Origin of the sequence: Chryseobacterium pennae, from assembly GCF_003385515.1 — a bacterium.
Lineage (GTDB): Bacteria > Bacteroidota > Bacteroidia > Flavobacteriales > Weeksellaceae > Chryseobacterium > Chryseobacterium pennae.
The window spans coordinates 28,513-53,578 of the sequence record NZ_QNVT01000010.1; the positions used below are offsets into that span (position 1 = coordinate 28,513).

Annotated in this window: 22 protein-coding genes; 15 read left to right on the forward strand and 7 right to left on the reverse strand. The window is 36.4% G+C overall.

Annotated elements, in window-relative coordinates; translation table 11 throughout:
* Nucleotides 1–18 precede the first annotated feature (18 nt).
* A complete protein-coding gene (locus DRF65_RS11900) occupies nucleotides 19–1,821 on the reverse strand; it encodes an ABC transporter ATP-binding protein (protein ID WP_115970982.1) in 1,803 nt (600 codons plus the stop codon).
* A gap of 247 nt (nucleotides 1,822–2,068) precedes the next feature.
* On the opposite strand from DRF65_RS11900, the gene DRF65_RS11905 reads away from it, so the two are divergent.
* Nucleotides 2,069–2,722, forward strand: a complete 654-nt coding sequence (locus DRF65_RS11905) for a CoA transferase subunit B (RefSeq protein ID WP_115970983.1) — start codon at nucleotides 2,069–2,071, stop codon at nucleotides 2,720–2,722.
* Nucleotides 2,723–3,070: 348 nt separating this feature from the next.
* On the opposite strand, the gene DRF65_RS11910 is transcribed toward DRF65_RS11905, so the two are convergent.
* Nucleotides 3,071–3,898, reverse strand: a complete 828-nt coding sequence (locus DRF65_RS11910; protein WP_185148463.1) for a DUF4197 domain-containing protein — start codon at nucleotides 3,896–3,898, stop codon at nucleotides 3,071–3,073.
* Between the two features lie 311 nt (nucleotides 3,899–4,209).
* On the opposite strand from DRF65_RS11910, the gene DRF65_RS11915 reads away from it, so the two are divergent.
* The 6 genes from DRF65_RS11915 (at nucleotide 4,210) to DRF65_RS11940 (ending at nucleotide 10,978) form a co-directional block, all read left to right on the forward strand.
* Entirely contained in the window at nucleotides 4,210–6,459 is a 2,250-nt protein-coding gene (locus tag DRF65_RS11915; RefSeq protein ID WP_115970984.1) for a glycoside hydrolase family 20 protein, read from the forward strand.
* A 19-nt stretch (nucleotides 6,460–6,478) separates the two neighbouring features.
* Nucleotides 6,479–7,114 (forward strand): Crp/Fnr family transcriptional regulator, encoded by a 636-nt coding sequence (locus DRF65_RS11920; RefSeq protein ID WP_115970985.1) that lies wholly within the window; start codon nucleotides 6,479–6,481, stop codon nucleotides 7,112–7,114.
* A 265-nt stretch (nucleotides 7,115–7,379) separates the two neighbouring features.
* A complete protein-coding gene (locus DRF65_RS11925; protein WP_115970986.1) occupies nucleotides 7,380–8,174 on the forward strand; it encodes a sulfite exporter TauE/SafE family protein in 795 nt (264 codons plus the stop codon).
* Between the two features lie 311 nt (nucleotides 8,175–8,485).
* Nucleotides 8,486–9,898: an MBL fold metallo-hydrolase gene (locus DRF65_RS11930; protein WP_115970987.1), complete on the forward strand. Its 1,413-nt coding sequence runs from the start codon at nucleotides 8,486–8,488 to the stop codon at nucleotides 9,896–9,898.
* 16 nt (nucleotides 9,899–9,914) lie between these two features.
* Complete coding sequence (locus DRF65_RS11935) at nucleotides 9,915–10,478, forward strand: YeeE/YedE family protein (protein ID WP_115970988.1); 564 nt, start codon at nucleotides 9,915–9,917, stop codon at nucleotides 10,476–10,478.
* A gap of 26 nt (nucleotides 10,479–10,504) precedes the next feature.
* The gene (locus DRF65_RS11940; protein ID WP_115970989.1) at nucleotides 10,505–10,978 is read left to right on the forward strand and encodes a DUF6691 family protein; all 474 of its coding nucleotides are present in this window, start codon (nucleotides 10,505–10,507) and stop codon (nucleotides 10,976–10,978) included.
* A gap of 65 nt (nucleotides 10,979–11,043) precedes the next feature.
* Here DRF65_RS11940 and DRF65_RS11945 read toward each other — a convergent pair whose 3' ends face one another.
* From DRF65_RS11945 to DRF65_RS11960, 4 genes are all read right to left on the reverse strand, one after another.
* Nucleotides 11,044–12,444, reverse strand: coding sequence for an efflux transporter outer membrane subunit (locus DRF65_RS11945; RefSeq protein ID WP_115970990.1), 1,401 nt, complete (start codon nucleotides 12,442–12,444; stop codon nucleotides 11,044–11,046).
* A gap of 1 nt (nucleotide 12,445) precedes the next feature.
* Nucleotides 12,446–13,603 carry an HlyD family secretion protein gene (locus tag DRF65_RS11950; RefSeq protein WP_115970991.1) on the reverse strand — a complete coding sequence of 386 codons (1,158 nt, stop codon included), beginning with the start codon at nucleotides 13,601–13,603 and terminating at the stop codon, nucleotides 12,446–12,448.
* A gap of 5 nt (nucleotides 13,604–13,608) precedes the next feature.
* Complete coding sequence (locus DRF65_RS11955; protein ID WP_115970992.1) at nucleotides 13,609–13,971, reverse strand: DUF3302 domain-containing protein; 363 nt, start codon at nucleotides 13,969–13,971, stop codon at nucleotides 13,609–13,611.
* Nucleotides 13,972–14,182: 211 nt separating this feature from the next.
* Nucleotides 14,183–14,788 (reverse strand): Crp/Fnr family transcriptional regulator, encoded by a 606-nt coding sequence (locus DRF65_RS11960; protein ID WP_123319807.1) that lies wholly within the window; start codon nucleotides 14,786–14,788, stop codon nucleotides 14,183–14,185.
* A gap of 108 nt (nucleotides 14,789–14,896) precedes the next feature.
* On the opposite strand from DRF65_RS11960, the gene DRF65_RS11965 reads away from it, so the two are divergent.
* From DRF65_RS11965 to DRF65_RS11995, 7 genes are all read left to right on the forward strand, one after another.
* Nucleotides 14,897–15,892 (forward strand): isoaspartyl peptidase/L-asparaginase family protein, encoded by a 996-nt coding sequence (locus DRF65_RS11965; RefSeq protein WP_115970993.1) that lies wholly within the window; start codon nucleotides 14,897–14,899, stop codon nucleotides 15,890–15,892.
* Between the two features lie 158 nt (nucleotides 15,893–16,050).
* Nucleotides 16,051–16,614: a hypothetical protein gene (locus DRF65_RS11970; RefSeq protein ID WP_115970994.1), complete on the forward strand. Its 564-nt coding sequence runs from the start codon at nucleotides 16,051–16,053 to the stop codon at nucleotides 16,612–16,614.
* Nucleotides 16,615–16,630: 16 nt separating this feature from the next.
* A complete protein-coding gene (locus DRF65_RS11975; protein WP_115970995.1) occupies nucleotides 16,631–17,293 on the forward strand; it encodes a copper homeostasis protein CutC in 663 nt (220 codons plus the stop codon).
* Between the two features lie 326 nt (nucleotides 17,294–17,619).
* The gene (locus tag DRF65_RS11980; RefSeq protein WP_115970996.1) at nucleotides 17,620–18,006 is read left to right on the forward strand and encodes a GxxExxY protein; all 387 of its coding nucleotides are present in this window, start codon (nucleotides 17,620–17,622) and stop codon (nucleotides 18,004–18,006) included.
* On the forward strand, nucleotides 17,999–20,473 hold the full coding sequence (locus tag DRF65_RS11985) for a beta-mannosidase (protein WP_115970997.1): 2,475 nt from the start codon (nucleotides 17,999–18,001) through the stop codon (nucleotides 20,471–20,473). Before DRF65_RS11980 ends, DRF65_RS11985 begins: the two co-directional genes overlap by 8 nt.
* 101 nt (nucleotides 20,474–20,574) lie before the next feature.
* Nucleotides 20,575–20,820, forward strand: a complete 246-nt coding sequence (locus DRF65_RS11990; protein WP_115970998.1) for a type II toxin-antitoxin system ParD family antitoxin — start codon at nucleotides 20,575–20,577, stop codon at nucleotides 20,818–20,820.
* A 162-nt stretch (nucleotides 20,821–20,982) separates the two neighbouring features.
* On the forward strand, nucleotides 20,983–21,891 hold the full coding sequence (locus tag DRF65_RS11995) for an AEC family transporter (protein ID WP_115970999.1): 909 nt from the start codon (nucleotides 20,983–20,985) through the stop codon (nucleotides 21,889–21,891).
* Here DRF65_RS11995 and DRF65_RS12000 read toward each other — a convergent pair.
* On the reverse strand, nucleotides 21,888–22,361 hold the full coding sequence (locus DRF65_RS12000) for a hypothetical protein (RefSeq protein WP_115971000.1): 474 nt from the start codon (nucleotides 22,359–22,361) through the stop codon (nucleotides 21,888–21,890). The genes DRF65_RS11995 and DRF65_RS12000 overlap by 4 nt on opposite strands.
* Before the next feature lie 108 nt (nucleotides 22,362–22,469).
* Here DRF65_RS12000 and priA point away from each other — a divergent pair, with 108 nt between their 5' ends.
* On the forward strand, nucleotides 22,470–24,917 hold the full coding sequence (gene priA, locus DRF65_RS12005; RefSeq protein ID WP_115971001.1) for a replication restart helicase PriA: 2,448 nt from the start codon (nucleotides 22,470–22,472) through the stop codon (nucleotides 24,915–24,917).
* The last annotated feature ends 149 nt before the right edge of the window (nucleotides 24,918–25,066 follow it).

Consider the following 25,066-nt stretch of genomic DNA (forward strand, 5'->3'; position numbering starts at 1 on the left):
TCAGCGCTTTATTTATTTTTATGATGGTAAAACTGTTGTTTTTCTTTCTCCGATCTGCTGTCTCCACATGGCGTAATACAGACCTTTTTCGGCAATCAGATGATCGTGGGAACCTGTTTCTACAATTTGCCCGCGTTCCAATACATAGATTTTATCTGCATGCATGATTGTACTTAATCGGTGGGCGATAAGAACTGTAATTTGCTCTCTTTCCTCTGAAATACTCTTGATTGTAGAGGTGATTTCTTCTTCGGTGATGCTGTCCAGTGCAGAAGTGGCTTCATCAAAAATCAGTAAATGAGGTTGTCTTAAAAGTGCCCTTGCAATAGCGATTCTCTGTTTTTCTCCACCACTAAGCTTCAGTCCGCCTTCACCAATGACGGTTTCTATTCCTTTTTCTGCTCTTTCCAGCAATGCAGTACAGCTCGATTTCTGTAATGCAATTCTGAGCTCCTCTTCAGTAGCGTTAGGATTCACAAAGAGAAGGTTTTCTTTGATGGTTCCTGCAAAAAGCTGAGTATCCTGTGTGACAAAGCCAATCTGATTTCTCAGCTCATCAAAATCAAATTCCTTTCCATTAATTTCATTGTAAAAAATATTCCCTTCTTGAGGTCTGTAAAGTCCAACCAATAACTTTACCAGTGTACTTTTTCCGGAACCACTCGGACCGACAAAAGCAATGGTTTCTCCATTTTTAACATCAAAAGAAATATTATTCAATGCTTTATACTGAGCCGATTGATGTTTGAAAGAAACATGTTTGAATTCCAATTCTTCAATCGCACCAATCTGTTTAGGATGAAGCGGTTTTTCTTCCACATCTTTTTTCATTAAACGGTGGAAATTCTGAAGGGATGCTTCTGCTTCTCTATAGGAAATAATAATGTTTCCTATCTCCTGCATAGGCCCGAAAATAAAGAACCCATAAAACATCAGCGAAAGGTATTGTCCCGGAGTTACAACATTTTTAAAAATTAAATACAGAAGAGTCAGGGTAATCATCTGTTGAAGAAAATTAACCATCGTCCCCTGAATAAAGCTTAAAGAGCGGATGCTTTTTACCTTTCTCAATTCAAGCCCCAGAATCTTATAAGTATTGTTGTTCAAACGGATGACTTCCTGATTCGTTAACCCTAAACTCTTAACGATTTCTATATTTCTAAGGCTTTCCGTAGTACTTCCTGCCAATGCTGTAGTTTCCGAAACAATATTCTTCTGAATACCTTTTATTCTTTTACTCAATAAATTAGTAATAAAAGCAATCAGGAAAATTCCACAGATATATACCGGCATAATAGACCAGTGCAGTCGGATAGCATACACCGAAACGAAAATAATACTTACTAAAATCCCAAAGAAAATATTAATGAAATTGGTTATAAACTTAACCGAATCCTCTCTTACTTTAGTTAAAATAGATAAGGTTTCACCACTTCTCTGATCTTCAAACTCCTGATAAGGTAAAGCCATTGAATGCTTTAAACCATCTGTGAAGATTTTAGCCCCAAATTTTTGAGTAATAACACTCACTACATAATCCTGAAAAGCTTTGGCTATTCTGCTTATCATAGCAGTTCCGATAAGTAAACCTAAGAAGTAGAAAGCGCCATGATACACTGAAGTTCCGTAAAGATATTCATCAATATCTCTTGGTAAAAGTTTTTCCTTATCGAAAAAATTGGGGTGAGTGACCAGCTGGTCCAGGATATTCCCTGTGATAGCCGGAGCAAATAAAGAGAAAACCTGATTAACGGTTGCCAGCAGTAAAGAAATGACAATCAGCCATTGGTAAGGTTTAAGATATCTTAAAAGTATTTTCATTCTGTTAAATAATGATGCAAAATTAATGATATTATTTTTACTAACGATGTTAATTATTAATGACAATGATCTGCAGTTGAGGAAGATTGGAAACCATATCCGGATATAAAGCATATGAGTAATATTAGGGTAGTATAGTCGTTCTTAGACTAAAACTCACTCCCAGCTTCCTTTTTCCAGCTCCACCTCTTAGAAATCCCTTTTGTATTCGACTGAAAATAATTAAATTGCAGTCTAAGTTTTTATTATGCTTACAAAAGAACAAATTGCCAAAAGAATTTCAAAAGAACTGAGAGACCGTTATTATGTAAACCTGGGAATCGGAATTCCTACTTTGGTTGCCAACTATGTACCGGAAGGTATTTCCGTAGAATTCCAGAGTGAAAATGGAGTACTGGGAATGGGACCTTTCCCTTTCGAAGGTGAAGAAGATGCGGATGTTATCAATGCCGGGAAGCAAACGATTACTATTTTAGATGGAGGTTCATTCTTCGATTCTGCCTTTAGTTTCGGGATGATCCGCGGACAGAAAGTAGATCTTACCATCCTTGGAGCTATGGAGGTTTCAGAAAACGGAGATATTGCCAACTGGAAGATTCCGGGAAAAATGGTAAAAGGAATGGGTGGAGCTATGGATTTAGTAGCTTCTGCAGAAAATATCATCGTTGCCATGATGCATGTGAACAAAGCAGGAGAAAGTAAGATCCTTAAAAAATGTACCCTTCCTCTGACTGGAGTAAACTGTGTGAAAAAAGTGGTTACCGAATTAGCTGTACTGGAAGTAACTCCAAAAGGATTCAAACTTCTGGAAAGAGCACCGGGAGTTTCAGTAGAAGACATCATCAAAGCAACGGAAGCAGACCTTATCATTGAAGGTGAAATTCCTGAAATGCAATTCTAAATACAATACAAACCTTGCCATCCGCAAGGTTTTTTTATTTCAATTCCCATCCTGTTCCAGGAATAAAAGAGAATTTGAATCAGGAATATTTCTGTCATTATGAATGAAGCAATGCGGAATGAAGAATCTCTTAAAACCACATTTTGATCTCGCAGATTTTTAATGCCACGAATGCACGAATAACCTTATTCTATGTGGCTATGTGGTGAAAAAAATTAAACAGCATAGGCTTGTAAAGTATCTGTAATTATTTTATTCGTGCATTGGTGGCCAAAGAAATCAAAACAGAAAAAGGTTGCTTCACCCCTGAAACAACCTTTTATATTTTATCTAAACCTGGTTTTTAATCTATCTATTCCCATCCTGAGCTCCGAAAACCTTCTGCAAGATGCTTGTAGTTCTCATTGCCGGACTATTTCTGATTCCACTTTCCTTATCAGCTACCATTTTAAATACTCCGTTAATGGTTTCTGTAGTCACATATTCATTAAGATCTGTGGTTACAGCTTGGCCTGTAAAGGTGTTGTATTTTGAAATCAGATTTTTCCAAACTGCATCAGCGCCTACTTTTCCTAGAGAAGCCTTTACTTTTGGCTGAAAGGCTGTAAATAGCTGAGATTGTGTTTTACCCTGTAAATAACTTGTTGCCGCATTATTGCTCCCTAACAGGATATTTTTAGCATCCGTGATCGTCATGGAAGTAATAGCATTGGTAAAAATTGGTGCGGCTTCAGTCACTGCATCTTCAGCAGCTCTGTTTAATAATTTTACCCCTTCATCAGCAAGGCTGCCTAATCCTACAGAACGTAATGTTGCATCAACCTTTCTTAATTTTTCAGGCATTAGGATTTTTACCGCTTCATTTTTCAAAAAACCGTCTGTTAATGCCAGTTTCTTCACTCCATCCGTTACTCCGATACTTAAAGCTTCCTTTAATCCGGAAGAAATCTGTGTTGAGGTAAGACTTCCAACATTGAGAGGAGTTGTTTTCGTCGAGGTTGGAGTCGTGGTAGTGGCAGTAGTTGTTGCTGTTGCCGTGGAACCTTTAGTTGCCTGTGGATTATTAAGATCAATTCCTGTTTTATCTTTAACTGTTGATTTTAAAATATCAAGAAGTTGTGCCTGTGTAGAAATTGAAAGGAATAATCCGGCTGCTATAAAAATGCTTTTTCTCATTGTATTTTTTAGAAATTTAGATGTTTAATCTTTTAAGTGATGTAAGCTTATCAAAAAATAAACCATATTTTTTTTTGAATTTAAAAAAGATGATATTGTAGGCTTAAGTATTTGATTTTTAATTTTATGTAAAGTTAAATAAATATTGTGCATTCATTGAGTTATTTCTGGATATTAATAAACTTTCAAAAAAATAAAATATCCTTTTTACGCAATTAAAACAATATTTTTTTATATGGTTGCAAGATAGATTCTGGATTACTTAAAAGTTTTGAAAAATAAGTATATTAGTATCAACTTAATCTGATTCCATGACCCGTATTTTATTGACTCTGCTACTGGTAATTTCGAATATTGTTTTATCTCAAAATAAATTGAATTTGATTCCTTACCCTCAAAATGTACAGCTTAGTGAAGGAAGCTTTATAATTCCTGATATCTTAAAACTTGATGCTAACTTGCCTAAAAATGAGACTGGATATTTTAAAAAGCGGTTAAATTCTACATTAAAGTTCCAGGATTCAAAGCAAAGTGAAGCCGAGTTGGTGTATGTACCGCTATCCAAAGCTCAAACGGAAAATAAAGAATTTTATAGCCTTACTATTAATTCAAAGCAGATTCTGATCCAATCGCATACTCAGCAGGGATATTTCCTTGCGCTTCAGACTTTGATCCAGTTGTTTGAAGAATATAAAGAAGTTGGGAAAATTCCTGCGATGAAGATCGAGGATCATCCAAAATTTGCCTGGCGCGGAATGCATTTGGATGTTTGCCGTCACTTCTTTACAGTAGATGAGGTGAAACAATACATTGACTATCTGGCGATGTATAAACTGAATACTTTTCACTGGCACTTAACCGATGATCAGGGGTGGAGAATTGAAATCAAAAAATATCCGAAGCTTACGCAGATTGGTTCAAAACGTAAAGAATCCATGATTGGAGCTTATGTGGATAATACCTTTGATGGAAAACCTTATGGACCGTATTTTTATACTCAGGAACAGATTAAAGATGTGGTGAAATATGCTCAGGAAAGACATATAACAGTAGTTCCGGAGATCGAAATGCCGGGGCATGCTTTGGCAGCATTATCTGCTTATCCCGAATTAGCCTGTACCAAAGGACCTTTTGAATCTGCTACCAAATGGGGTGTTTTTGATGATGTCTTCTGTCCTAAAGACGAAACATTTAAGTTTCTTGAAAATGTGCTGGATGAGGTTGTGCAGTTGTTTCCGTCTCAGTATATTCATATTGGAGGAGATGAGTGCCCTAAAACAAGATGGAAAGAATGCGCCCATTGTCAGGAATTAATCAAAAAGAATAACTTAAAGGATGAACATGGGCTGCAAAGCTATTTTATTCAAAGAATTGAAAAATATATCAATGGTAAGGGGCGTAAAATTATCGGTTGGGACGAGATTCTGGAAGGCGGATTGGCTCCTAATGCTGCTGTAATGAGCTGGACAGGGGTAAACGGAGGAATTGAAGCCGCAAAAGCGAAACATTTTGCTGTAATGACACCGGGAGCATATTGTTATTTTGACCATTATCAGGGCGATCCACAGTCTGAACCCAATGCATTCGGAGGGTTTACTCCATTGGATAAAGTGTATTCTTATAATCCGATTCCTGCTGAGTTGAATGCTGAACAAGCACAATATATCCTTGGTGTTCAGGCTAATTTATGGACAGAATATATCCTGGATTTCAAGCAGGTGCAGTATATGATTTTTCCAAGATTGATGGCACTTTCTGAAGTAGGCTGGGGAACTTCGGATCCTAAAAATTATAAAGATTTTGAAAACAGGGTCATCAGCCATTTCAAAATTCTGGACAAAATGAATGTTAATTACGCGAAAAGCATTTACAATATTTCAGGAAAAGTAATTCCTTCAAACAACGGGATTGCCTACGAACTTTCTACTTCTCAGAATCCAAACGGAATTCGGTATACACTGGATGGAAGCACTCCAACAATAAATTCAGAGATCTATCAGAATCCTGTTTCTATACCTAGCTCATTAACGATTCGATCTGCTTATTTTGAAGCGGGACAGTTGAAAAGTGCTGTTTCTTCACAGCAGTTTACCATATCAAAAACAACCGGAAAAAAAATTACCCTTGAGCAGCAGCCCAGTGAAAATTATTCATTTGGAGGAGCTTTTACGTTGGTAGACGGAATTATCGGAAACGTAAAGCAATTGGGTAAAACATGGTTGGGTTTTCAGGGAAAAGATGTAACAGCAACAATAGATCTCGGACAGAAAACCGACTTTTCAGAAGTCTATTTTAATACACTGGAAAACAAAGGAAGCTGGATTCATCTCGCAAAATCTGCAAAAATTTTTGTTTCTGATGATAATAAAGATTTTAAAATGATCAAAGAAACAGGAAAGGAGGAAATTCAAAATGCCAAAGGAAAAATAAAATTGAATCTGGGAAAAAAAAATGCAAGATACCTGAAAGTTATTATTGAAAATGCAGGAATTATCCCAGCAGGAAATCCCGGTGCAGATTCTAAAGCGTGGCTGTTTGTTGATGAAATTGGCGTAAATTAGCCCTATTCAATGTAACAAAATGCAGGATACAATACTTTCTACCGAATTCTCCTCTTCACCGGATCTGGTTGAAAAATTATACCAGTACGGAATCACTAAGAATTATCATGAGGGAGATATTATTTTAGATGAAAATGCTTCTATACGCTCTATTCCTATTGTGATGAAAGGAATGCTGAAGGTCATCAGAACAGAGGAGGATGGGCGTGAAATTCTATTGTACTATATCAAGGCAGGAGAAAGCTGCATCATGTCTTTTCTGGGCGGGATGCATAACGAAAAAAGTATTGTAAAAGCAGAAATAGAAGAAGATGCTGAGATTCTTTTCCTTCCCGTAGACAAAGTTTCTTTATTCATTAAAGAACATCCGGAATGGCTGGATTATATTTTCAGGCTTTATCATAAACGATTCGAAGAATTACTGGATATTATCAATGCAATCGCTTTCAAAAAAGTAGACGAAAGACTATTGAATCTTCTCCAGAAAAAATCAGAACTTACAGAATCTGATCTGATTACGATCACTCACGAACAGCTTGCTAACGAATTGGGAACTGCCAGAGTAGTGGTATCTAGACTTTTAAAACAATTGGAAGAAGACGGAAAGGTAAAGCTTGGAAGAAACAAAATCACCCTCCTGAAAACTACAAATTAATTCAATTTCTCCTTCTATTCAATAAAAAACGCTCATATTCCCATCCTCCGGAGGGGTGGCGAAAATTCAAAGAATTTTTGACGGGGTGGTTTAACATAAACTAAAACCACAAAAGGTTCATAATACTTAAGTGAACTAAGTGTTAGAAAAAAAACTTTTGTGATTAAAAAATAGGTAAGCATTAGCATTAAAATTCTGTTATGTAACAAAAGTAGCTGTAGTTCTGCCTAAACATTTCCATTTTTGCATCATAATAATTTGAATAATGGAAATCATAGGATATATAGCATCTGTTTTAATCGGTATTTCTTTAGGATTAATAGGCGGTGGCGGAAGTATTCTGACTGTTCCGGTATTGGTGTATCTTTTTGGGATTGATGCTTTGCTGGCAACAGAATACTCTCTTTTTATTGTTGGAGTGAGCAGCGCAGTGGGCTCAGTAACCTATTTTAAAAAAGACCTGGTTGATTTTAAAATGGCTTTGATTTTTGGAGTTCCCTCTATTATTTCAATCCTTTTAACCCGAGTCTATTTGCTGCCGTTAATTCCGGAAGAACTTCTTAAAATAAAAAACTTTACAGTTACAAAAAATATTTTTTTACTGTTGATTTTTGCTGCTTTGATGATTCTCGCTTCTTATAAGATGATTAAAAATCAGACTTCAGAAAATACAGATAGAAATGAACTGAACAGAAATAAAGCTTTGCTGGCTGCCGGAGAAGGAACGGTAATAGGTGTTTTAACCGGATTGGTAGGTGCGGGAGGAGGTTTTATGATTATTCCGGCTTTGGTAAATCTTTTAAAAGTTCCGGTAAAAAGGGCCATAGGAACTTCACTGGTCATTATTTCCTTCAACTCCCTGATCGGTTTTTCCTCTTCCATCAACAATATAAAAATAGAATGGAACCTGCTCGTTTCTATTGCGGCAATTGCCGTAGTTGGAATTATCATAGGCTCTCAAATTTCAAAAAAGATTGAGGGTAAAAAACTAAAACCTGCCTTTGGATGGTTTATTCTTGTGATGGGAATTTATATCATCACCCGGGAAATATTCCTCTAGGTTTTTATAGTAAGGTAGAAATTATGAGATAACACTTAAGTAATGATAAGTTATTATGTATGCTGTTGAAAAGGACATTTCAGTTTTTATGAAAATCTTTGATTTTCATCTTCTGTGAACTCTTCTGCAGTAATTTTTTAACTTTCTAAGTGAACTAAAGTGTTATAAAAAATAAACTTTTGTGCCTTTTGTGGTTAAAAAAAAGTAAACATTAACAATGTCTACACTCACAATGCTGTTATGTAACAAAAGTAGCGGTAGGGGAAAATAGAAATCAGGAAATTTGTATAAGAAAATCAAAAATAAATAAAATGAAAATAGAACAAATATATACAGGGTGTTTAGCCCAAGGTGCTTATTATATTACTTCAGCAGGAGAAGCTGCTATTATTGATCCTTTACGCGAAACCCAGCCTTATGTGGAAAGGTTAAAAAGAGATGGAGTACAATTAAAATATATTTTTGAAACCCATTTTCATGCTGATTTCGTCAGTGGACATGTTGACTTAAGCAAAAAAACAAATGCTCCAATTGTTTATGGACCAACTGCAAATCCTGAATTTGCTGCGATTATTGCTGAAGACAATCAGATATTTGAAGTAGGAGATATTAAAATAAAAGTTCTTCATACACCAGGGCATACCTTGGAGAGCTCATGTTATCTGTTGATTGATGAGCAGGGAAATGAAAAAGCATTATTTAGTGGAGATACTTTATTTCTGGGAGATGTTGGCCGTCCGGACCTTGCGCAGAAATCAGCTGATATGACACAGGAAGAGCTGGCAGGGTTACTGTATGATAGTTTATACAATAAAATTTTACCTTTAAATGACAGTGTTATTGTATATCCGGCCCATGGAGCAGGTTCAGCCTGTGGCAAAAATATGCAGAAGGAAACGGTTGATACATTAGGGAACCAAAAGAAAACAAATTATGCGCTTAATCAGAACGGTAAGGAAAGTTTTATTCAGGCTGTAACAGAAGGTCTTTTACCGCCGCCGGCATACTTTGGAATGAATGTAATGATGAATAAAAAGGGGAATCACAGTTTTGATGAAATATTATCAAGAGGGCTACAGGCTCTTACCCCTAAACAGTTTGAAGAGGCAGCAGAAATTTCCGGAGCTTTGATATTGGATGTGAGAAACAATAGTGAATTTGCCAAAGGATTCATTCCACAATCAGTCAATATAGGATTGGACGGTGATTTCGCGCCTTGGGTCGGCACCTTGATTGCAGATGTGAGCCAGTCCATTCTATTGGTAGCAGAACCAGAAGATGAAGAAGAAGCGGTAACCCGGTTAAGTAGGGTAGGATTCGATCATATTCTGGGGTTTTTACAAGGAGGTTTTGAAGTCTGGAAGAACAGTGGAAAGGAAACCGATTCCGTCAACCGTATTTCTGCCGGAGAGTTTGAAAAAGAAATAGAAGACAGGGAAGTTAAAATTATAGATGTAAGGAAAGAAAGTGAATATGCTGCAGAGCATGTAAATGAAGCTTACAGCAAACCTCTGGCTTATATTAATGAATGGATGGATGAGATCCTTCCGGATGAGCATTTCTATCTGCATTGTGCAGGTGGTTATAGAAGTATGATGGCTGCCAGTATCCTTCAGGCAAGAGGATACAGAAACTTCACTGAGATTGAAGGTGGTTTTAAAGCTATTATTTCTACAGAGGTTTCCAAAAGTGATTTCGTATGTCAGACTAAAATTTTAAAATAAATTAATAAAAATAGATATGTTGGAGATTATAAAACAACCGTGGCCATGGTATATAGCGGGACCTTTGATTGGATTAACTGTCCCTGCTTTGCTGATCATGGGAAATAAATCCTTTGGAATCAGTTCTTCACTGAGGCATATTTGTGCAGCCTGTATCCCCGCTAATGTTAACTTTTTTAAATATGACTGGAAAAAGGAAGCCTGGAACCTGTTTTTTGTATTGGGTATTTTCTTCGGTGGAATGATTGCTGTTCATTTGTTGCTTAATCCAGCTGAAATAACGATTAATCCCAATCTGAAAGCCGAATTGGCAGGGTATGGAATTACAGATTATTCTAACCTTGTTCCCACTCAGCTTATGAACTTTGAAAGTCTTTTGACCCTAAGAGGATTCATCATGATGGTTGTAGGTGGATTTCTGGTAGGCTTTGGAACCCGATATGCCGGTGGATGCACCAGCGGACATGCGATCATGGGGCTTTCCAATCTGCAATGGCCTTCTTTGGTGGCTACTATTTGCTTCATGATCGGTGGATTTTTAATGGCTAATGTTATCCTGCCTATGATCCTTTCCCTGTAAGTCTAATTTTTTTAAGAATCAAATCAATGATAAAAGAACAAGAAGAAAATGTAGTTTGTATCAATGAAACTAACCCGGCGCATCCATGGTATTACAATTTAAAATATCTGGCAGCAGGAATCATATTTGGAATCATCTTTGTGAAAGCTGAGGTTATCAGTTGGTTCAGAATTCAGGAAATGTTCCGTTTGCAATCATTTCATATGTACGGAATTATCGGGAGTGCAGTTTTGGTAGGGATGATTTCAGTGTGGCTGATTAAGAAATTCAATATCAGGACAATCTATGGTGAACCCATAACATTAACACCCAAAAAATTCAATAAAGGCCAGATTTATGGAGGATTGATTTTCGGTTTTGGCTGGGCCATTACCGGAGCCTGTCCCGGACCATTGTTTGCTCAGATAGGAACAGGAGCTTTGGCTGTATCTGTCACTCTTTTAAGTGCTGTTGCCGGAACCTGGGTGTATGGATATTTCAGAGATAAACTCCCACATTAAGGCTAATTTAACTGAATAAATAAAGACTGTTGATGATATTTCAGCAGTCTTTATTGAGTATAAAATTATGAAAATATGAAGTCTTTTGCACCCAGAGCCATATAAAGGTTGATGCGTTCCATTTTGTCCTGAAGCTCCAGATTGATGAGGTTCATTTCATTTTTAAGAAGATCCCGTTGCTTCCGGATCAGCACAAAACTGTTATTGGTTCCTACTTTAATTTGTTTTTGAGTAAGATTAATATTATTTTTCAGTTCATTGATGGCCTTACGGTTAAAATCGCTCTGCTTTTCAATAGAGTTCAGATTCGCTAATGATGATTCCACTTCATTCAACGCATTCAAAACTGCCTTTGAATATTCTTCTACAACCTGCTTTTGCTGAGAAGTTTTTATTTCTACATTCTTTTTCAGTTTTCCGTTATTGAAAATAGGAGAGACCAATCCACCACCGACTCTGAGCAGAGGATTGGAAAATATAGAATTGATAGATTCTACATTACTGCCTGCTGTCCCTAAGGAAGAGTTTATAGTTAGAGAGGGAAGCCTCGCTGCCTTGGCCTGCTGTACTTCATAAAAAGCTTTTTCTATCTGAAAATGATAAGCCTGTATATCCGCTCTGCTTTCCAAAAGCTCTAATGGAAAAGAAGAAGGAATAGTATGATGTACAGGATTGAAAAAGTTTTGGGTCGTCAGCTTTCCTTCAGGATATTTTCCGGTGAGAAGCTCAAGAGATCTTCTGGATTGAGTATTGGCATTTCTGATCTTTTCAAGATAACCCTCCAAAGAAATAATTTCAGCAGCAATATTAGATAAATCCAGAGCATTGGCTGTTCCTACTTTTTTCTGAACAGCATATATTTTCTCAAGCTCCTTTGTCTTCTGAATATACCCTTTAATCATATCTTCCTGAATGTTTCCGGTAATATTGAGATAATACGCCTTTGCAATCATAGCAGCTATGGATTGATGCAACAGTATGTTTTGATGTTTAGCCGAAAAATAATCGCTGGTGCTGGCCATCTGTGCTGATTTATTTTTACCCCACAAATCAATTTCCCAATTGGCTTTCAATGCAAGACGGCGAATCTGGCTTTCACTCACCAGATTATTGGATGTATTGGCAACAGCACTCACACTCGGATAAAGATTGCTTCCTGCAATTTCCATAGCCAGCTCAATCTGATTGAGCTTTTCTTTAGCGATAATAATATCTGCATTATATTGCATCCCTTCATTAATAAGAGCTTCCAGCTGAGGCGTTTTAAGATCTGTAACCCAGTCATAAGAAAGCGATCTTGCATTAGCATTCCGGTCAAAAATCCAATCATCTGGAATGGTAATGTGAGATGCCACTTCACTATTTTCCTTTAATTGGGCTATATTTTCTTTGGTAGGTTCTTTGTAGCCTATGCATGAGCTTACACTTAAAACAAGAATTCCTGCCATGATGAATCTTTTATACATATTAATGAAGTTTTGGAATCAGGAAGTTAATTTTACTGTTGATGCGTACCATTACTTTTCGGATAAGATGTAAAGGTTTAATATGATCCGAGTAAATAACAGCCGTTCCTCTGGCTCCAACAGTTAATTGTTTTTGATTGTCCTCCAGTATAAACTTGGCAATCAGTTTTCCGTCTGTTTCCGGTAATTGTCTGGCAGTATCAGGAAGTCCTGCAGTAGAGCCATTTCCTCCAAGCATTCCTCCGGCATTGTTCATGATTCCCTGGCTGGTAGCGTCAATAACGTATTCTAGTTTAGCCTTAACCACTTTTCCCGGTTCCGTTTTAAGAGCCAGCTCTACTTCATCTCCGTCTTTTACAGCTTCAAGTTCATTTTGTGCAAAGAAACCAATTACAGACTGTTGTTTCTGAATCAAAACAAAGGCAGATTTAAAAGGGGCCATTATTGCTCCTTCATTAAGCTGAACATTGGGAATAACACCATCTGTAGGAGCTAAAACAACCGTTTGCGACAGATTCCATTTTGCCTGATCCAGTTTTGCCTGAATTTCAGATACTGAAGAGTTTTCTCCATTGTAAGAGGCATTAGACTTTGTTTCAAGAGACTGTTGCTGAGACTGTGCAGCACTGATACGGGATTGTAAATCCTGAACATTGGTCATTGCCTGTTCAAGATCAAATTTGTTGGCAGCACCAGCTTCCACCAATTCTTTATATTGGCTGACTCTTTTATTAGCCAGGTCAAGCTGTGACTGCAAACCCGTAATGTTTTTTCTGGAAGCAGAAATATCTGTATTGTAAGAGCTCACCGTAGCTTTCATATTGCTGAGTTTCGCTTCCAGTGATTTAATTTCTTGAATATAAGGTTCTCTGTCCAGTACAAATAAGGTATCACCTTTCTTTACTTCCTGATTGGTCTTTACATATACCTTTTTTACCTTTCCCAGAACCTGGGTAGTAATATCTACACTTCTGTTTCCTACTTTCACATCGGAAGTGATGGGACAGTAGTAGTTAAGACTTAATATTAAAGCTATAGACCCAAAAATTGGAAGAGAGTATACCACAACCTGAGTGGTAAACGTCCATGGAATTAATTTTAATTTTTTGATAAGAAGCCAGCAAATCCCGGCATATATGGCAATGAGTAGTTCTAGCATATCGGTTAATTTTCAATTGTGTTTAGTTCTTTTTCTTCTTCAGGAATGTCAGGGTCATTTTTGGATTGCTTTTGATTGTCATAATCATAATTGGCCCAGATTAAAGCAACCGGCCATAAAAGGCCTCCAAAAACAAGGGAAAGGAGGCACATACTTTTTATGGCGTTGAGCTGAGGGTGATTCTTTTTTTCGGCTACTTTCTCCGGATAAATGTGAACTTTCCAGAAAAGATAGATCCCGGCAAAAGGTAAAACAAGTAGAATGAGCCAGGATGCACCATCAGCTATATGGTCTTCTATGCCGCCTGTAGAGGCCTGAACAAAATTGCATGAAAGTAACAGGCAGAGAAGGATGAATATTCTTTGCATAATATAATTGTATAAGGTATAATGAAATGTAAAACATGGTAACCGAGCCGTTAATCAATATCAGCCGGCTAGCTTAAAGTCCTCGTAATGTTTCTATAATAGGTAATGTTTTGTAAATGATATCTTTCTCATTTTGCTTTTAATGATTTGTGTAACAGTATTTTGAGTAAGCAAAAATAGATTGAATAAAGTGAGAAAAAGTATTCCTAAGTTATTTTTTTCTTTCGTTCCTTTTTTTATGAACCCTTGCAGTCATCCTTGAAAGTGAGTTGGGAGTAATGCCCAGAAAATTAGCAATATACTTTCTGTTGGCATTTTGAGAAGTGAAAGGACGGGTTTCCAGAAAATCTTCATATCGTGAATGAGGAGAGGTAGAGCAAAGCTGCTCGGTGCGTACCTTTAATGTGTTGATGATCTGTTTTAAAGATTTTAGATAAGCATTATAAATTCCCCTGTGTTGGAATGCCAATTCTTCAAATTCAGTTTTGTTAAATAAAAAGATCTGAGATTCTATAACAGCTTCAATCGTATATTTTCTTTCACTTTCTCCCGAAAAGGATTCCGGACTCTCCATAATGGCAACTTCTTTTTCTGAGGGTAAAAAAAGGTTAGTTTCAATACCGTTTTCGTCATCAAAGAAAAATCTCAGTAATCCGTTGGAAAGGATAAATAAGTGATTAAAAGACTGCCCGGGCTCTGCCAGTTTTTCTTTTTTTTGAAGAAGTCTGGGAGTGCTGATGCTGATCAAAACATTAATTTCCTCATCAGATAATTCCTGAAAGAAAACAATATTTCTGAAAGTCTTAAATAGGTCCATTACAGCAGTAAAGATAATTAAAAATTGAATACAGATATTCGTTAAGCCATACCAAGGTTTTCAAAGAAGTTTTTTTTAGATTTGTTGATACTATAATTTTGATATACAATGAACAATAACCGAAGAAGTTTTATCAAAAAACTGGGAATCGCAACCGCAGCATTGGCTGTAAATCCATTGGATTTAATGGCGAAAGAATTACCTGAAAACAATACAGTTGCCAATCAACCCATCGTTCTTTCTACCTGGAATTTTGGAATCAAAGCGAATGAAGAAGCCTGGACGGTCCTTGGACAAGGAGGAAAAGCTCTGGATGCTGTTGAAAAAGGAGTCCGTTTGGTAGAATTAGACCCCAAAGAAAGGAGTGTTGGTTATGGCGGACGCCCAGACAGGGATGGCAGGGTGACATTGGATGCCTGTATTATGGATGATAATTACAATATCGGTTCAGTGGCATGTCTGGAGCATATCAAAAATCCGATTTCCGTAGCCAGAGCAGTGATGGAAAAAACGCCTCACGTCATGTTGGTAGGAGACGGAGCATTACAGTTTGCCCTTTCACAAGGTTTTAAAAAAGAAAATTTATTGACTCAGGAATCCGAAAAAGAATGGAAAGAATGGCTGAAAACAAGTCAATATAAACCCATTGCCAATATCGAAAATCATGATACTATAGGAATGATCGCTCTTGACGCCCATGGAAATCTTTCCGGAGCCTGCACCACCAGCGGAATGGCTTTCAAAATGCATGGGAGAGTAGGAGATTCTCCTATTATTGGAGCTGGTTTATTTGTTGATAATGAAGTAGGAGCGGCAACAGCAACCGGACATGGTGAAGAGGTCATAAGAACCGTGGGAACACATCTTGTGGTAGAACTGATGAGACAGGGAAGAAATCCGCAGCAGGCCTGTAAGGAAGCGGTAGACAGAATTGTGAAGATCAATCAGAGAAGAAATAAAAACCTTAAGGACATTCAGGTAGGTTTTATTGCCATCAATAAAAAAGGAGAATATGGTGCTTATTGCATTCAGGACGGATTTAACTTTGCGGTATACGACCAGAAAGGAAACCGTCTTGAAACTCCAGAATTTGCAGTGAAATAATACGCAATTTTCTTATGGCCACGAATGCACTAATGAATTTATTCGTGCATTCGTGGCTGAAAAAAACAGGAAATCTTTGATTTACCTGCACCTTTATACAAACCAATAAATTGAAACTAAATATAGGTGGCACCGCCAAAAAAATAGACAGATAGAATATGAAAAGAACGATTATCGCTTCCCTGTTTTTAATAATAGGATGTAAAGAAGAAAAGAAAGAAGCAGCAACCCAACCGGAACCGGAAGTAAAGGAAAATGTAGTTCAGGAAACTAAGCCTCAGGTCAATGAAGCAGAAGAAGCGAAAAAATGGGTAGAAAAAAGTATTGAAGAGTATTTTAAATCAGATCTTGGCAATCTGGATAAGAATATGCAAAAAATAACAACCAAGGAATATTACGATTATAAAGGTGATGCCATGAGTGTTGATATGGATGTTGACGGAAGCCTTACACAAAAAGAATTCAATGATAAATGGAAAGGAAAGTTCGATACTCAAAAAGCGGGTGTAGGCGTTGGATTCTTAATCGCGGGACAGGACTGGGATAAAGTACAGGTAACCAAATGTCAGTTGATTTCTGAAAATGAAAACAATTATTTGTTTGATGTTGTTCTTAATGATAAAGCATTAAAAGCTGTATATCCTGTCAAAGTTAGGGTGAGTAAGGAAAATAACACCTTCCTGATTGCCGATGTACTGCAAGATACTCCTGAATTTAATTAAAAGATAAAAAAAGACCATGTCAAAAATAGAAATAGCATGCTTTAATCCTGAATCAGCGATCATTGCTTTTGAAAATGGAGCTGACAGAATAGAATTATGTTCCGGATTGAGCGAAGGAGGAACAACTCCTGATTTTGAATCTACAAAAAGCTTAAGAGAGAAAATAAATATTCCAATATTTGTGATGATCCGCCCAAGAGGAGGTGATTTTACCTATTCAGATACTGAATTTGAGCAGATGAAAACCGACTTAACTGCATTGAAATTATTAAATGTTGATGGTTTTGTATTCGGTATTCTGGATGAAAATGATGAGGTGAATAAAGCGCAGAATAAAATTCTCATAGAATTGGCATCCCCGCTTCCCTGTACATTCCATCGTGCCTTCGACAGAGCAAATGGTTTGGAAGAATCTTTAGAAAAAGTAATTGAGTGCGGTTTTACAACCATTCTCACATCAGGCCAGAAACCCAATGTTTCAGAGGGGAAAGAGAACCTGAAAAAATTAGTTGCTCTTTCCAATGGAAGAATTGAAATTCTTGTAGGCGGTGGTCTTCGTTCCTCAAATATTGAAGGAATCAGAGAAGCTACAAAAGCTGGATATTTCCATTCTTCAGCAATTACAGATGGCGGGTCTTTTGCAAATCCTGATGAGGTGGTAGCATTGAAGAATAAATAATCATTATATAGTTAATTTGTCATTCTGAATGGAGCAAAACTGAATGAAGAACCTCAAAACATTGCAGAGATCCCTTGTTCCTCAGAATAACAAACTTCTATTATCTTCTTTTGAAGACTAAATGGTATTAGAATTAATTTAAACGCAAAGTTTTATTGGGTATATCATTATATCTTTAAGGAAGCAAAGTAATGTGGCAATGCCGCTGAATAAGCTGTGGATAACATTCGCTTCATCATAATCGATTGCAAATCGATTCCTTCTTTGCTCACTTAAAATAATGCATTCTCAAAATAAAAACTTTGCGTTTAATAAAACACACACAAATGACCGAAAACGAATTATCTTACAAAATAATAGGTGCAGCTATAGAGGTTCATAAAAATTTAGGAGTTGGATTATTAGAAAGCGCATATGAAACAGCTTTGGCTTACGAATTAAGAACTTTAAACCTTAATGTAAAACAACAAGTTGTTTTGCCATTACAATACAAAGAAATAGCAATAGAAAATGCATATAAAATTGATCTTATTGTAGAAGACAAAGTAATTGTTGAAGTTAAATCTGTATTGGAATTACATCCAATTTTCAATGCTCAGGTATTAACTTATTTAAGGCAGACTGATCTTAAACTCGGACTTCTTATTAATTTTAACAGTGAACTCATTAAATATGGAATCCATCGAATTGTAAATAAAATCATTAATGCATAAAACTCTATTTTTTGCCTTTCTTCTCATTCAGAATGTTCTTTTTGCACAGTATGCTGAAAGAAGTCTGTCTTCTGAAAAGTGGCAGTTCAGAAATTCAAAAGATAAAAACTGGCTTCCAGCGACGATCCCGGGAACGGTACATCTGGATCTGATGAATAATAAGCTTATTCCGGATCCTTTCAAAGACGAAAATGAAAAGAAAGTTCAATGGGTGGAGAATGAAGACTGGGATTATCAGACTCATTTTGATATTTTATCCAAAGAATTTGATTTTACAAATATTGATCTTGTTTTTAACGGGTTGGATACATTTTCAGAAATCTATCTTAATGGCAAACTGCTGAAGAAAACAGATAATATGTTCAGAAAGTGGGAGATCCCGGTGAAAGAATATGTAAAGCTGGGAGATAATCTGCTACAGGTAAAGTTTAAGTCTGCTGTTCATGAAGGTAAAGAGCTGGCAAAAAAAGTTCCGTTTACGATGCCTGAATCACCACGAAGTTTTGTAAGAAAAGCTCAATATCAGTTTGGATGGGATTGGGGACCAAGATTGGTAACAGCTGGAATCTGGAAAGATGTAAAGCTGGAATTCTGGGGAAATGCAAAGGTTAAGAACATTCAGGTTCAGCAAAAATCTCTCACCAGTACATTGGCTGAGATATCATTTAATATGAACATTTTTGCTGAAGAAGAAGGCGAATATTTTACGTGGTTTAACTTAAATAGAGGAATGCATAAATTCCACCTTAATAAAGGATTTAATACCATCAAACTTCCTTATAGTATTAAGGATCCAAAGAGATGGCAGCCTAATGGAAGGGGGAAGCCTCACCAATATGCAACAAAAATTACTTTGTATAAGAAAGGAGGTCGAATTATTCGTGAGATTAAAGTTACTTATGGGCTTAAGGATATTGAACTTGTTCAGAAAAAAGACGAAAAAGGAAAATCATTCTCTTTTAAAGTCAATGGAGACCCTTTATACATCAAAGGTACAAATTGGATCCCTGCAGACAGTTTTTCTCCAAGAATCACGAAGGAAAAATACCAGCAACTGATTAAAGCAGCCAAAGAAGCCAATATGAACATGATCCGGATCTGGGGTGGTGGTATTTATGAAGACGAAGAGTTTTATAGAGCCTGCGATGAAAACGGAATTCTGGTGTGGCAGGATTTTATGTTTGCAGGAAGCTTTTATCCGGCAGACAATGAGTTTCTGGAGAATGTAAAAGAAGAAGTAAAAGATCAGGTCAACAGACTTCAGAATCATCCCTCTATCGCGCTATGGTGCGGCAATAATGAAATTGATGAAGCCATCGTCAATTGGGGATACCAGAAGCAGTTTAAATATTCAAAAGCAGATTCGCTACAGGTCTGGAAAGATTATAAAAAATTATTTCATGAAGTTATTCCCAATACATTGAAAGAAAATCTTAGTCCGGATAAAAATATATATTGGCCAAGCTCTCCGTCAATAGGATGGGGGCATAAAGAAAGTCTTACAGAAGGAGATTCCCACTATTGGGGGGTCTGGTGGGGAGAACAACCCTTTGAAATTTATAATGAAAAAGTAGGCCGTTTTATGTCTGAGTATGGTTTTCAGGGAATGCCCACTCTGGAAACTACAAAATCAATGTTTTCGGGTGTTCCGGATCTGAGCCTTAAGAACTCAACCATTAAAGCTCATGAAAAACATGCAAGAGGCTGGGAGATCATCAATAAATACATGGAAAGGGACTATAAAACCCCAGCCGATTTTGTAAAATACAACTACGTTTCCCAATTATTGCAGGCGAGAGGAATGCAGACTGCAATAGAAGCGCACCGCCGGGCAAAACCTTATAATATGGGAACTTTATATTGGCAGCTCAACGATTGCTGGCCCGTGGTTTCATGGTCTTCGGTTGATTATTCAGGAAACTGGAAGGCATTTCACTATCAGGCAAAAAGAAGTTACGAGCCTGTGTTACCATCAGTAGTAGAAACAGAGGGAACTTATGATATCTACTTTATTAATGACCTTATTGAAGAGTATGAAGGCGTTTCCGGAGCCGAATTATTTGACTTTAATGGTAAATTTCTGTGGGGAATAGATGCTCTTGACAAATTGCCAGCCAATTCGAGCGAGAAACATTTTGATATTTCGAAAAGAGAGTTTTCAGAATTCGATTTGTCAAAAACTGTATTAAAGGTTTATTTCAATAACAATTCAGCAAAGCACGAAAAGTTGTTTTTCTTTAAGAGTCCAAAAGATTTGAAACTTTCAAAACCTCAAATCACAATTAAAGAGGTATCCCCAACGGAAATTGAAGTTTCTACAGATGTTCTGGCAAAAGACGTATACCTGATTGGCGACACTCATTTCAGTGATAATTTCTTTGATCTGTTACCGGGAACATCCAAAAGAATTACCCTTTCGAAATTTTTAGATAAAGTTGAGGTAATGAGTTTATTTGATACTTTGTAAAGAAGAGAGTAAAACAAATTACCCAAAATTGGTAAATTCAATACCACGAAAGTTACCAAATTTTGATAAATTTGATGTATTAAATTTAAAATCAGAATATTATGGGGCGTAATACATCTGTTTCTTTGGGAGATTATTTTGAAGATTTTGTAGATCATAAAATTTCTGAAGGTAGGTATAAGAATGTGAGTGAGGTTATTCGTGCTGGGTTACGATTATTGGAAGAGGAAGAAATTAAACTTCAACTTCTTAAAAATGCAATTGAGGAAGGAGTTGAAAGTAGTATTTTAAAAGATTTTAACCACGAAATGTATCTTGAGCTTCTAAAGTCTAAAATGAAAAAATAAAATGAATATTTTATATATGAATTTTGGTCAGAGAAATAGGTAGATAAATACTATAGCAAATAGAATAGGATGCAATGAATGGAACTTGTGATCAAAAAGTGACACTTTTCCATTCTCACCTCAAAAATCAGCCGTAAATTTGCATCATATTTCGTTATAGTTATGGTAAATTTTGTTCTGATTGCAGTGTGCATTATTGCAGGAATGATATTCAAAGCAACAAAATCTATCCACCCGGATGCCCATAAGGGGATCAATACCTGGATTCTTTATCTTGCTCTGCCGGCAGTTTCATTTAAATACCTGCCCAAAGTACAATGGACAACGGAAATGCTTTTTCCGATTGCTGCCACCTTTTTAATTTCTGTATTCTGTTTCTTTTATGTAATGTTTTACAGTAAAAGCCGGGGATATTCAAGGCGCTCTAGGAGTACTTTGGAATTAGCCAGTGGATATAGTAATACCTCTTTCATCGGATTTCCATTAATCAGTGCTTTTTATGGTGAAGGACTTTTAAGTATCGCTATTATTTGTGACCAAACTATGTTTTTTGCCCTTTCAACATTAGGAATTATCGCTGCTGTAAAAGGTGGAAGTAAGTCCGGAAAGGTGAGTGCAGTATTTATCCTTAAGCGTTTGATTACATTTCCACCATTAATAGGCTGTATCTCTGCATTGGTGTTGTCTCAATTTATAGATTTAACTTTTGCTGAACCCCTTTTTGATAAACTGGCAGCTACCGTAAGTCCACTCGCATTGTTTTCAGTAGGATTACAGCTGAAGTTCAACGGATGGAAAAAACTGATACCTCAGATGTCTGCTTCCATGTTATATAAACTGATTCTGGCTCCTGCTATCGTTTTAGGAATGGCTTTATTATTCGGAATAAAAGGAGATGTGGCTAAAATCACAGTTTTTGAAGCAGCAATGCCAACGTTGGTGACTTCCAGTATCATTGCAGAACAGTTCAGGCTCAATACAAAGCTAACCAACCTGATTATTGGTGTCAGCATTATTGTAGGATTTTTTACCTCTGCGATGTGGTACGAGATTACGCAAATTCTATTTTAATCCTGCAATACGAAATCATACAGGAAAATGGAATCAATATTATTTTGCCATTGTTCTAAAGAAATAGCATTATTGACAACGGGTATAATAGATGTTGATGAGTATAAAGGACTTCCTTTTAATCTTATTTTAGCTTTAAAGGTCATCTTTTTACCTGTTTTCTGTATTGTTTTAAGAATGAAATACGGGGTATTCATCATTTGTGCCTCTGAAAAAATAAATTCAATGCTATTATCAGTAGTGCTATCCTTCTTAAAGTTTTTTAACAGATCCATCATATCCACTTTATCAGTAATGCTTTGTTCATCTGTAATTTCAAAATTTACTATTTTATTACCTTCTGTTTGAGGGTTCAGCATTACTTTTTTGCCAATAGGAATGGTTATTTCATTTTTCTTTATCATTATTTTTTCCTGAGCCTTAACAAAAAATGCTAAAAATAATGAGAAGATGAACAATAGCTTTTTCATGGTAGTTTAATTGTAATTGGAAAATTCCTGCTTTTCAAGGAGGGATAAAGATATAAATTTTTGCAGTTCTCTAAAGAAAAATCTAATTTTACACTTTAAATATTTCCCTTGCAATACGCTCAAATTGTTTTACCGCTGAATTTAAAAGGATCCTTTACCTATAAGGTTCCACAAGAACTGATCTCTGAAATTCAGCCGGGAATGCGGGTTCTGGTTCCATTTGGAGGAAAAAAGATCTATACCGGAATCGTTTTGGAACTTCACAATAATGCTCCGGATGATTTTGTAGCAAAGGAAGTGATCAGTATGTTGGATGAAAAGCCTATTCTTCCTGAAGAGCAGATTCGATTCTGGAACTGGCTTTCCGATTATTATCTGTGTAATCTTGGAGAAATTTACAGGTTAGCTTTTCCGTCTTCTTTAAAGCTGGAGAGTGAAACCTATTTGAAATTAAAACCGGGGATAACTGTTGATTTTGAAAATCTGGATGTCAATGAAATGTATCTTATCCAGGCACTGGAAGTAAGACAGCTGGTAAATCTTACAGATATTGAAGCCTTTATTCCCAAAAAAGAAATTATTAAAACCATCAATTCATTAATTGATCTTCAATATATAGAGATTGATGAAAAAATTGCAGAAAAATATAAGGCTAAAGAGGTAGCTTATGTAAGAATCAATGGTGAGGTTTTAAGCAATCAGAATCTTACAGAAATTCTTTTAAAATTAAATAAAGCTCCTAAACAGAAAGATCTGTTCCTTCTCATTTTGGAGAAACAAACGGAAAAACCTGATCTTCATATTAAAAAAGCCGAATTGTTTGAAGATGGCTATTTTGGAAGCTCTCATTTCAAGGCATTGGCAGACAAAGGTCTTGTGGAGGAGTATTATATGCAGAAAGACAGGATTGAAAGTTACGAAGGGGAGATTGAAGAGATTGAAGAACTTTCCGAAGAGCAGAAAATAGCAAAATCCGAAATAGATGAAGCATTTGAAGAAGGGAAAAATGTACTGCTTCATGGCGTAACATCATCGGGAAAAACCCATATTTATTTAGAGAAAATTGAAGAATGCATCAGAAACGGAAAAAACGTACTGTTTTTGCTTCCTGAAATTTCACTGACCAAACAGATTACCCAAAGACTGGAAAAAAAATATGGCAGGCAGCTAGGTTTTTATCATCAGAAACTTACAGATTTTGAAAGAGTTGAAGTATGGCGGAGAATTAAGCAGAATGATATTAGTATCCTGGTGGGAACCAGAAATGCTTTGTTTTTGCCGTATAAGAATCTGGGATTGATCGTAGTGGATGAAGAACATGATTCAGCCTATAAGCCACGAGAGGTAACCCCTTATTTTAATGCTAAAGATGCTGCACTGGTTTTGGGAGGTTTGTATAAAGCTGGAGTGATTTTGGGATCTGCAACACCTTCAGTTGACAGTTATTACCGGGCCCGAAAAGATAAAATGAAATATATTTTCCTGAATGAAAGGTTCGGGAATGTAAATCTACCTGAATATGAGTTGATTAATTTCAAAGAAGCTCAGGAATCTAAAAACGTATCCGGAAACTTTTCTTTGAAACTTATTGATGAGATCAAGAAAACAATTGATGAAAAGAAGCAGGCGATTGTTCTTCATAACAGACGTGGCTATGCCAATGTTATAGAATGTGAAACCTGTGGCTATGTTAATTATTGTTCCAATTGTGATGTGGTAATGACGTATCATAAGGCTGCCAATGAAATGAAATGCCATTACTGTGGTCAGAGAGCTTCAAAACCGAGAACCTGTCCGAAATGTAATTCTGAGAACCTGAACGAAAGAGGAGTAGGCGTAGAGCAGATTCATGAAGAAGTTTCCAAGCTGTTTCCGGAAAATGAGGTAGACAGAATGGATGTGGATTCCATGCGTAAGAAATTTGCCTACGAAAAGCTGTATGAAAAAATTGAAGATGGAGAAACTGATATTGTGGTAGGTACACAGATGATCTCCAAAGGGCTAGATTTCGATCATATAGAACTGGTAGCTATTCCTAAAGCTGATTCCTTATTATATGTACAGGATTTCAGAGCGGAAGAACGGGCATATCAATTAATTACTCAGGTTTCAGGAAGAGCAGGAAGAGTTTCCGGGAAAGGGAAAATCCTGATTCAGACCTATAATCCAGATCATTCTGTTTTCCAGTTGATTAAAATGAATAATCCGGCAAAAATCTATAAATATATCCTTACCGAACGTCAGAAATTCCACTATCCGCCGTTTACCAAGCTTATTATGATCGAACTGAAACACCGGAGGGATGATAAGGTAGACCGTGCCTCTCAGTTTCTGGGTTCAATCCTGAGAAAATATCTTCCTGAAGAATGTATTTTAGGACCGGAAAGAGCTCAGATTGCCAGGCTGAATAATTTATATCAGTTCCAGATTTTATTGAAGTTACCCCGTGGGAAAAACTATGAAAAGTTTAAAAGCCTGGTTTTAATAAGTTTGAAGGAATTTGATGAAATTACTGCTTATCAAAGCATTAAAAAAGATGTTTTTGTTGATTTTTAACAATTTTTAACAAACTTTACGGTCTTTTATAAGACGTCTGTGATCCGTTTTATAACAATAATTTCTACTTTTGGTCGTTGATTAAGTGTTTGGCTTTTTAATTGAATGATTTAACTTATCATTTTTTATAGGCTCAAACTATAGAACAA

Coding starts and splice junctions, on each gene's coding strand:
- DRF65_RS11900 (WP_115970982.1), bottom strand. CDS start 1,821: ATGAAAATACTTTTAAGATATCTTAAACCTTACCAATGGCTGATTGTC.
- DRF65_RS11905 (WP_115970983.1), top strand. CDS start 2,069: ATGCTTACAAAAGAACAAATTGCCAAAAGAATTTCAAAAGAACTGAGA.
- DRF65_RS11910 (WP_185148463.1), bottom strand. CDS start 3,898: ATGAGAAAAAGCATTTTTATAGCAGCCGGATTATTCCTTTCAATTTCT.
- DRF65_RS11915 (WP_115970984.1), top strand. CDS start 4,210: ATGACCCGTATTTTATTGACTCTGCTACTGGTAATTTCGAATATTGTT.
- DRF65_RS11920 (WP_115970985.1), top strand. CDS start 6,479: ATGCAGGATACAATACTTTCTACCGAATTCTCCTCTTCACCGGATCTG.
- DRF65_RS11925 (WP_115970986.1), top strand. CDS start 7,380: ATGGAAATCATAGGATATATAGCATCTGTTTTAATCGGTATTTCTTTA.
- DRF65_RS11930 (WP_115970987.1), top strand. CDS start 8,486: ATGAAAATAGAACAAATATATACAGGGTGTTTAGCCCAAGGTGCTTAT.
- DRF65_RS11935 (WP_115970988.1), top strand. CDS start 9,915: ATGTTGGAGATTATAAAACAACCGTGGCCATGGTATATAGCGGGACCT.
- DRF65_RS11940 (WP_115970989.1), top strand. CDS start 10,505: ATGATAAAAGAACAAGAAGAAAATGTAGTTTGTATCAATGAAACTAAC.
- DRF65_RS11945 (WP_115970990.1), bottom strand. CDS start 12,444: ATGTATAAAAGATTCATCATGGCAGGAATTCTTGTTTTAAGTGTAAGC.
- DRF65_RS11950 (WP_115970991.1), bottom strand. CDS start 13,603: ATGCTAGAACTACTCATTGCCATATATGCCGGGATTTGCTGGCTTCTT.
- DRF65_RS11955 (WP_115970992.1), bottom strand. CDS start 13,971: ATGCAAAGAATATTCATCCTTCTCTGCCTGTTACTTTCATGCAATTTT.
- DRF65_RS11960 (WP_123319807.1), bottom strand. CDS start 14,788: ATGGACCTATTTAAGACTTTCAGAAATATTGTTTTCTTTCAGGAATTA.
- DRF65_RS11965 (WP_115970993.1), top strand. CDS start 14,897: ATGAACAATAACCGAAGAAGTTTTATCAAAAAACTGGGAATCGCAACC.
- DRF65_RS11970 (WP_115970994.1), top strand. CDS start 16,051: ATGAAAAGAACGATTATCGCTTCCCTGTTTTTAATAATAGGATGTAAA.
- DRF65_RS11975 (WP_115970995.1), top strand. CDS start 16,631: ATGTCAAAAATAGAAATAGCATGCTTTAATCCTGAATCAGCGATCATT.
- DRF65_RS11980 (WP_115970996.1), top strand. CDS start 17,620: ATGACCGAAAACGAATTATCTTACAAAATAATAGGTGCAGCTATAGAG.
- DRF65_RS11985 (WP_115970997.1), top strand. CDS start 17,999: ATGCATAAAACTCTATTTTTTGCCTTTCTTCTCATTCAGAATGTTCTT.
- DRF65_RS11990 (WP_115970998.1), top strand. CDS start 20,575: ATGGGGCGTAATACATCTGTTTCTTTGGGAGATTATTTTGAAGATTTT.
- DRF65_RS11995 (WP_115970999.1), top strand. CDS start 20,983: ATGGTAAATTTTGTTCTGATTGCAGTGTGCATTATTGCAGGAATGATA.
- DRF65_RS12000 (WP_115971000.1), bottom strand. CDS start 22,361: ATGAAAAAGCTATTGTTCATCTTCTCATTATTTTTAGCATTTTTTGTT.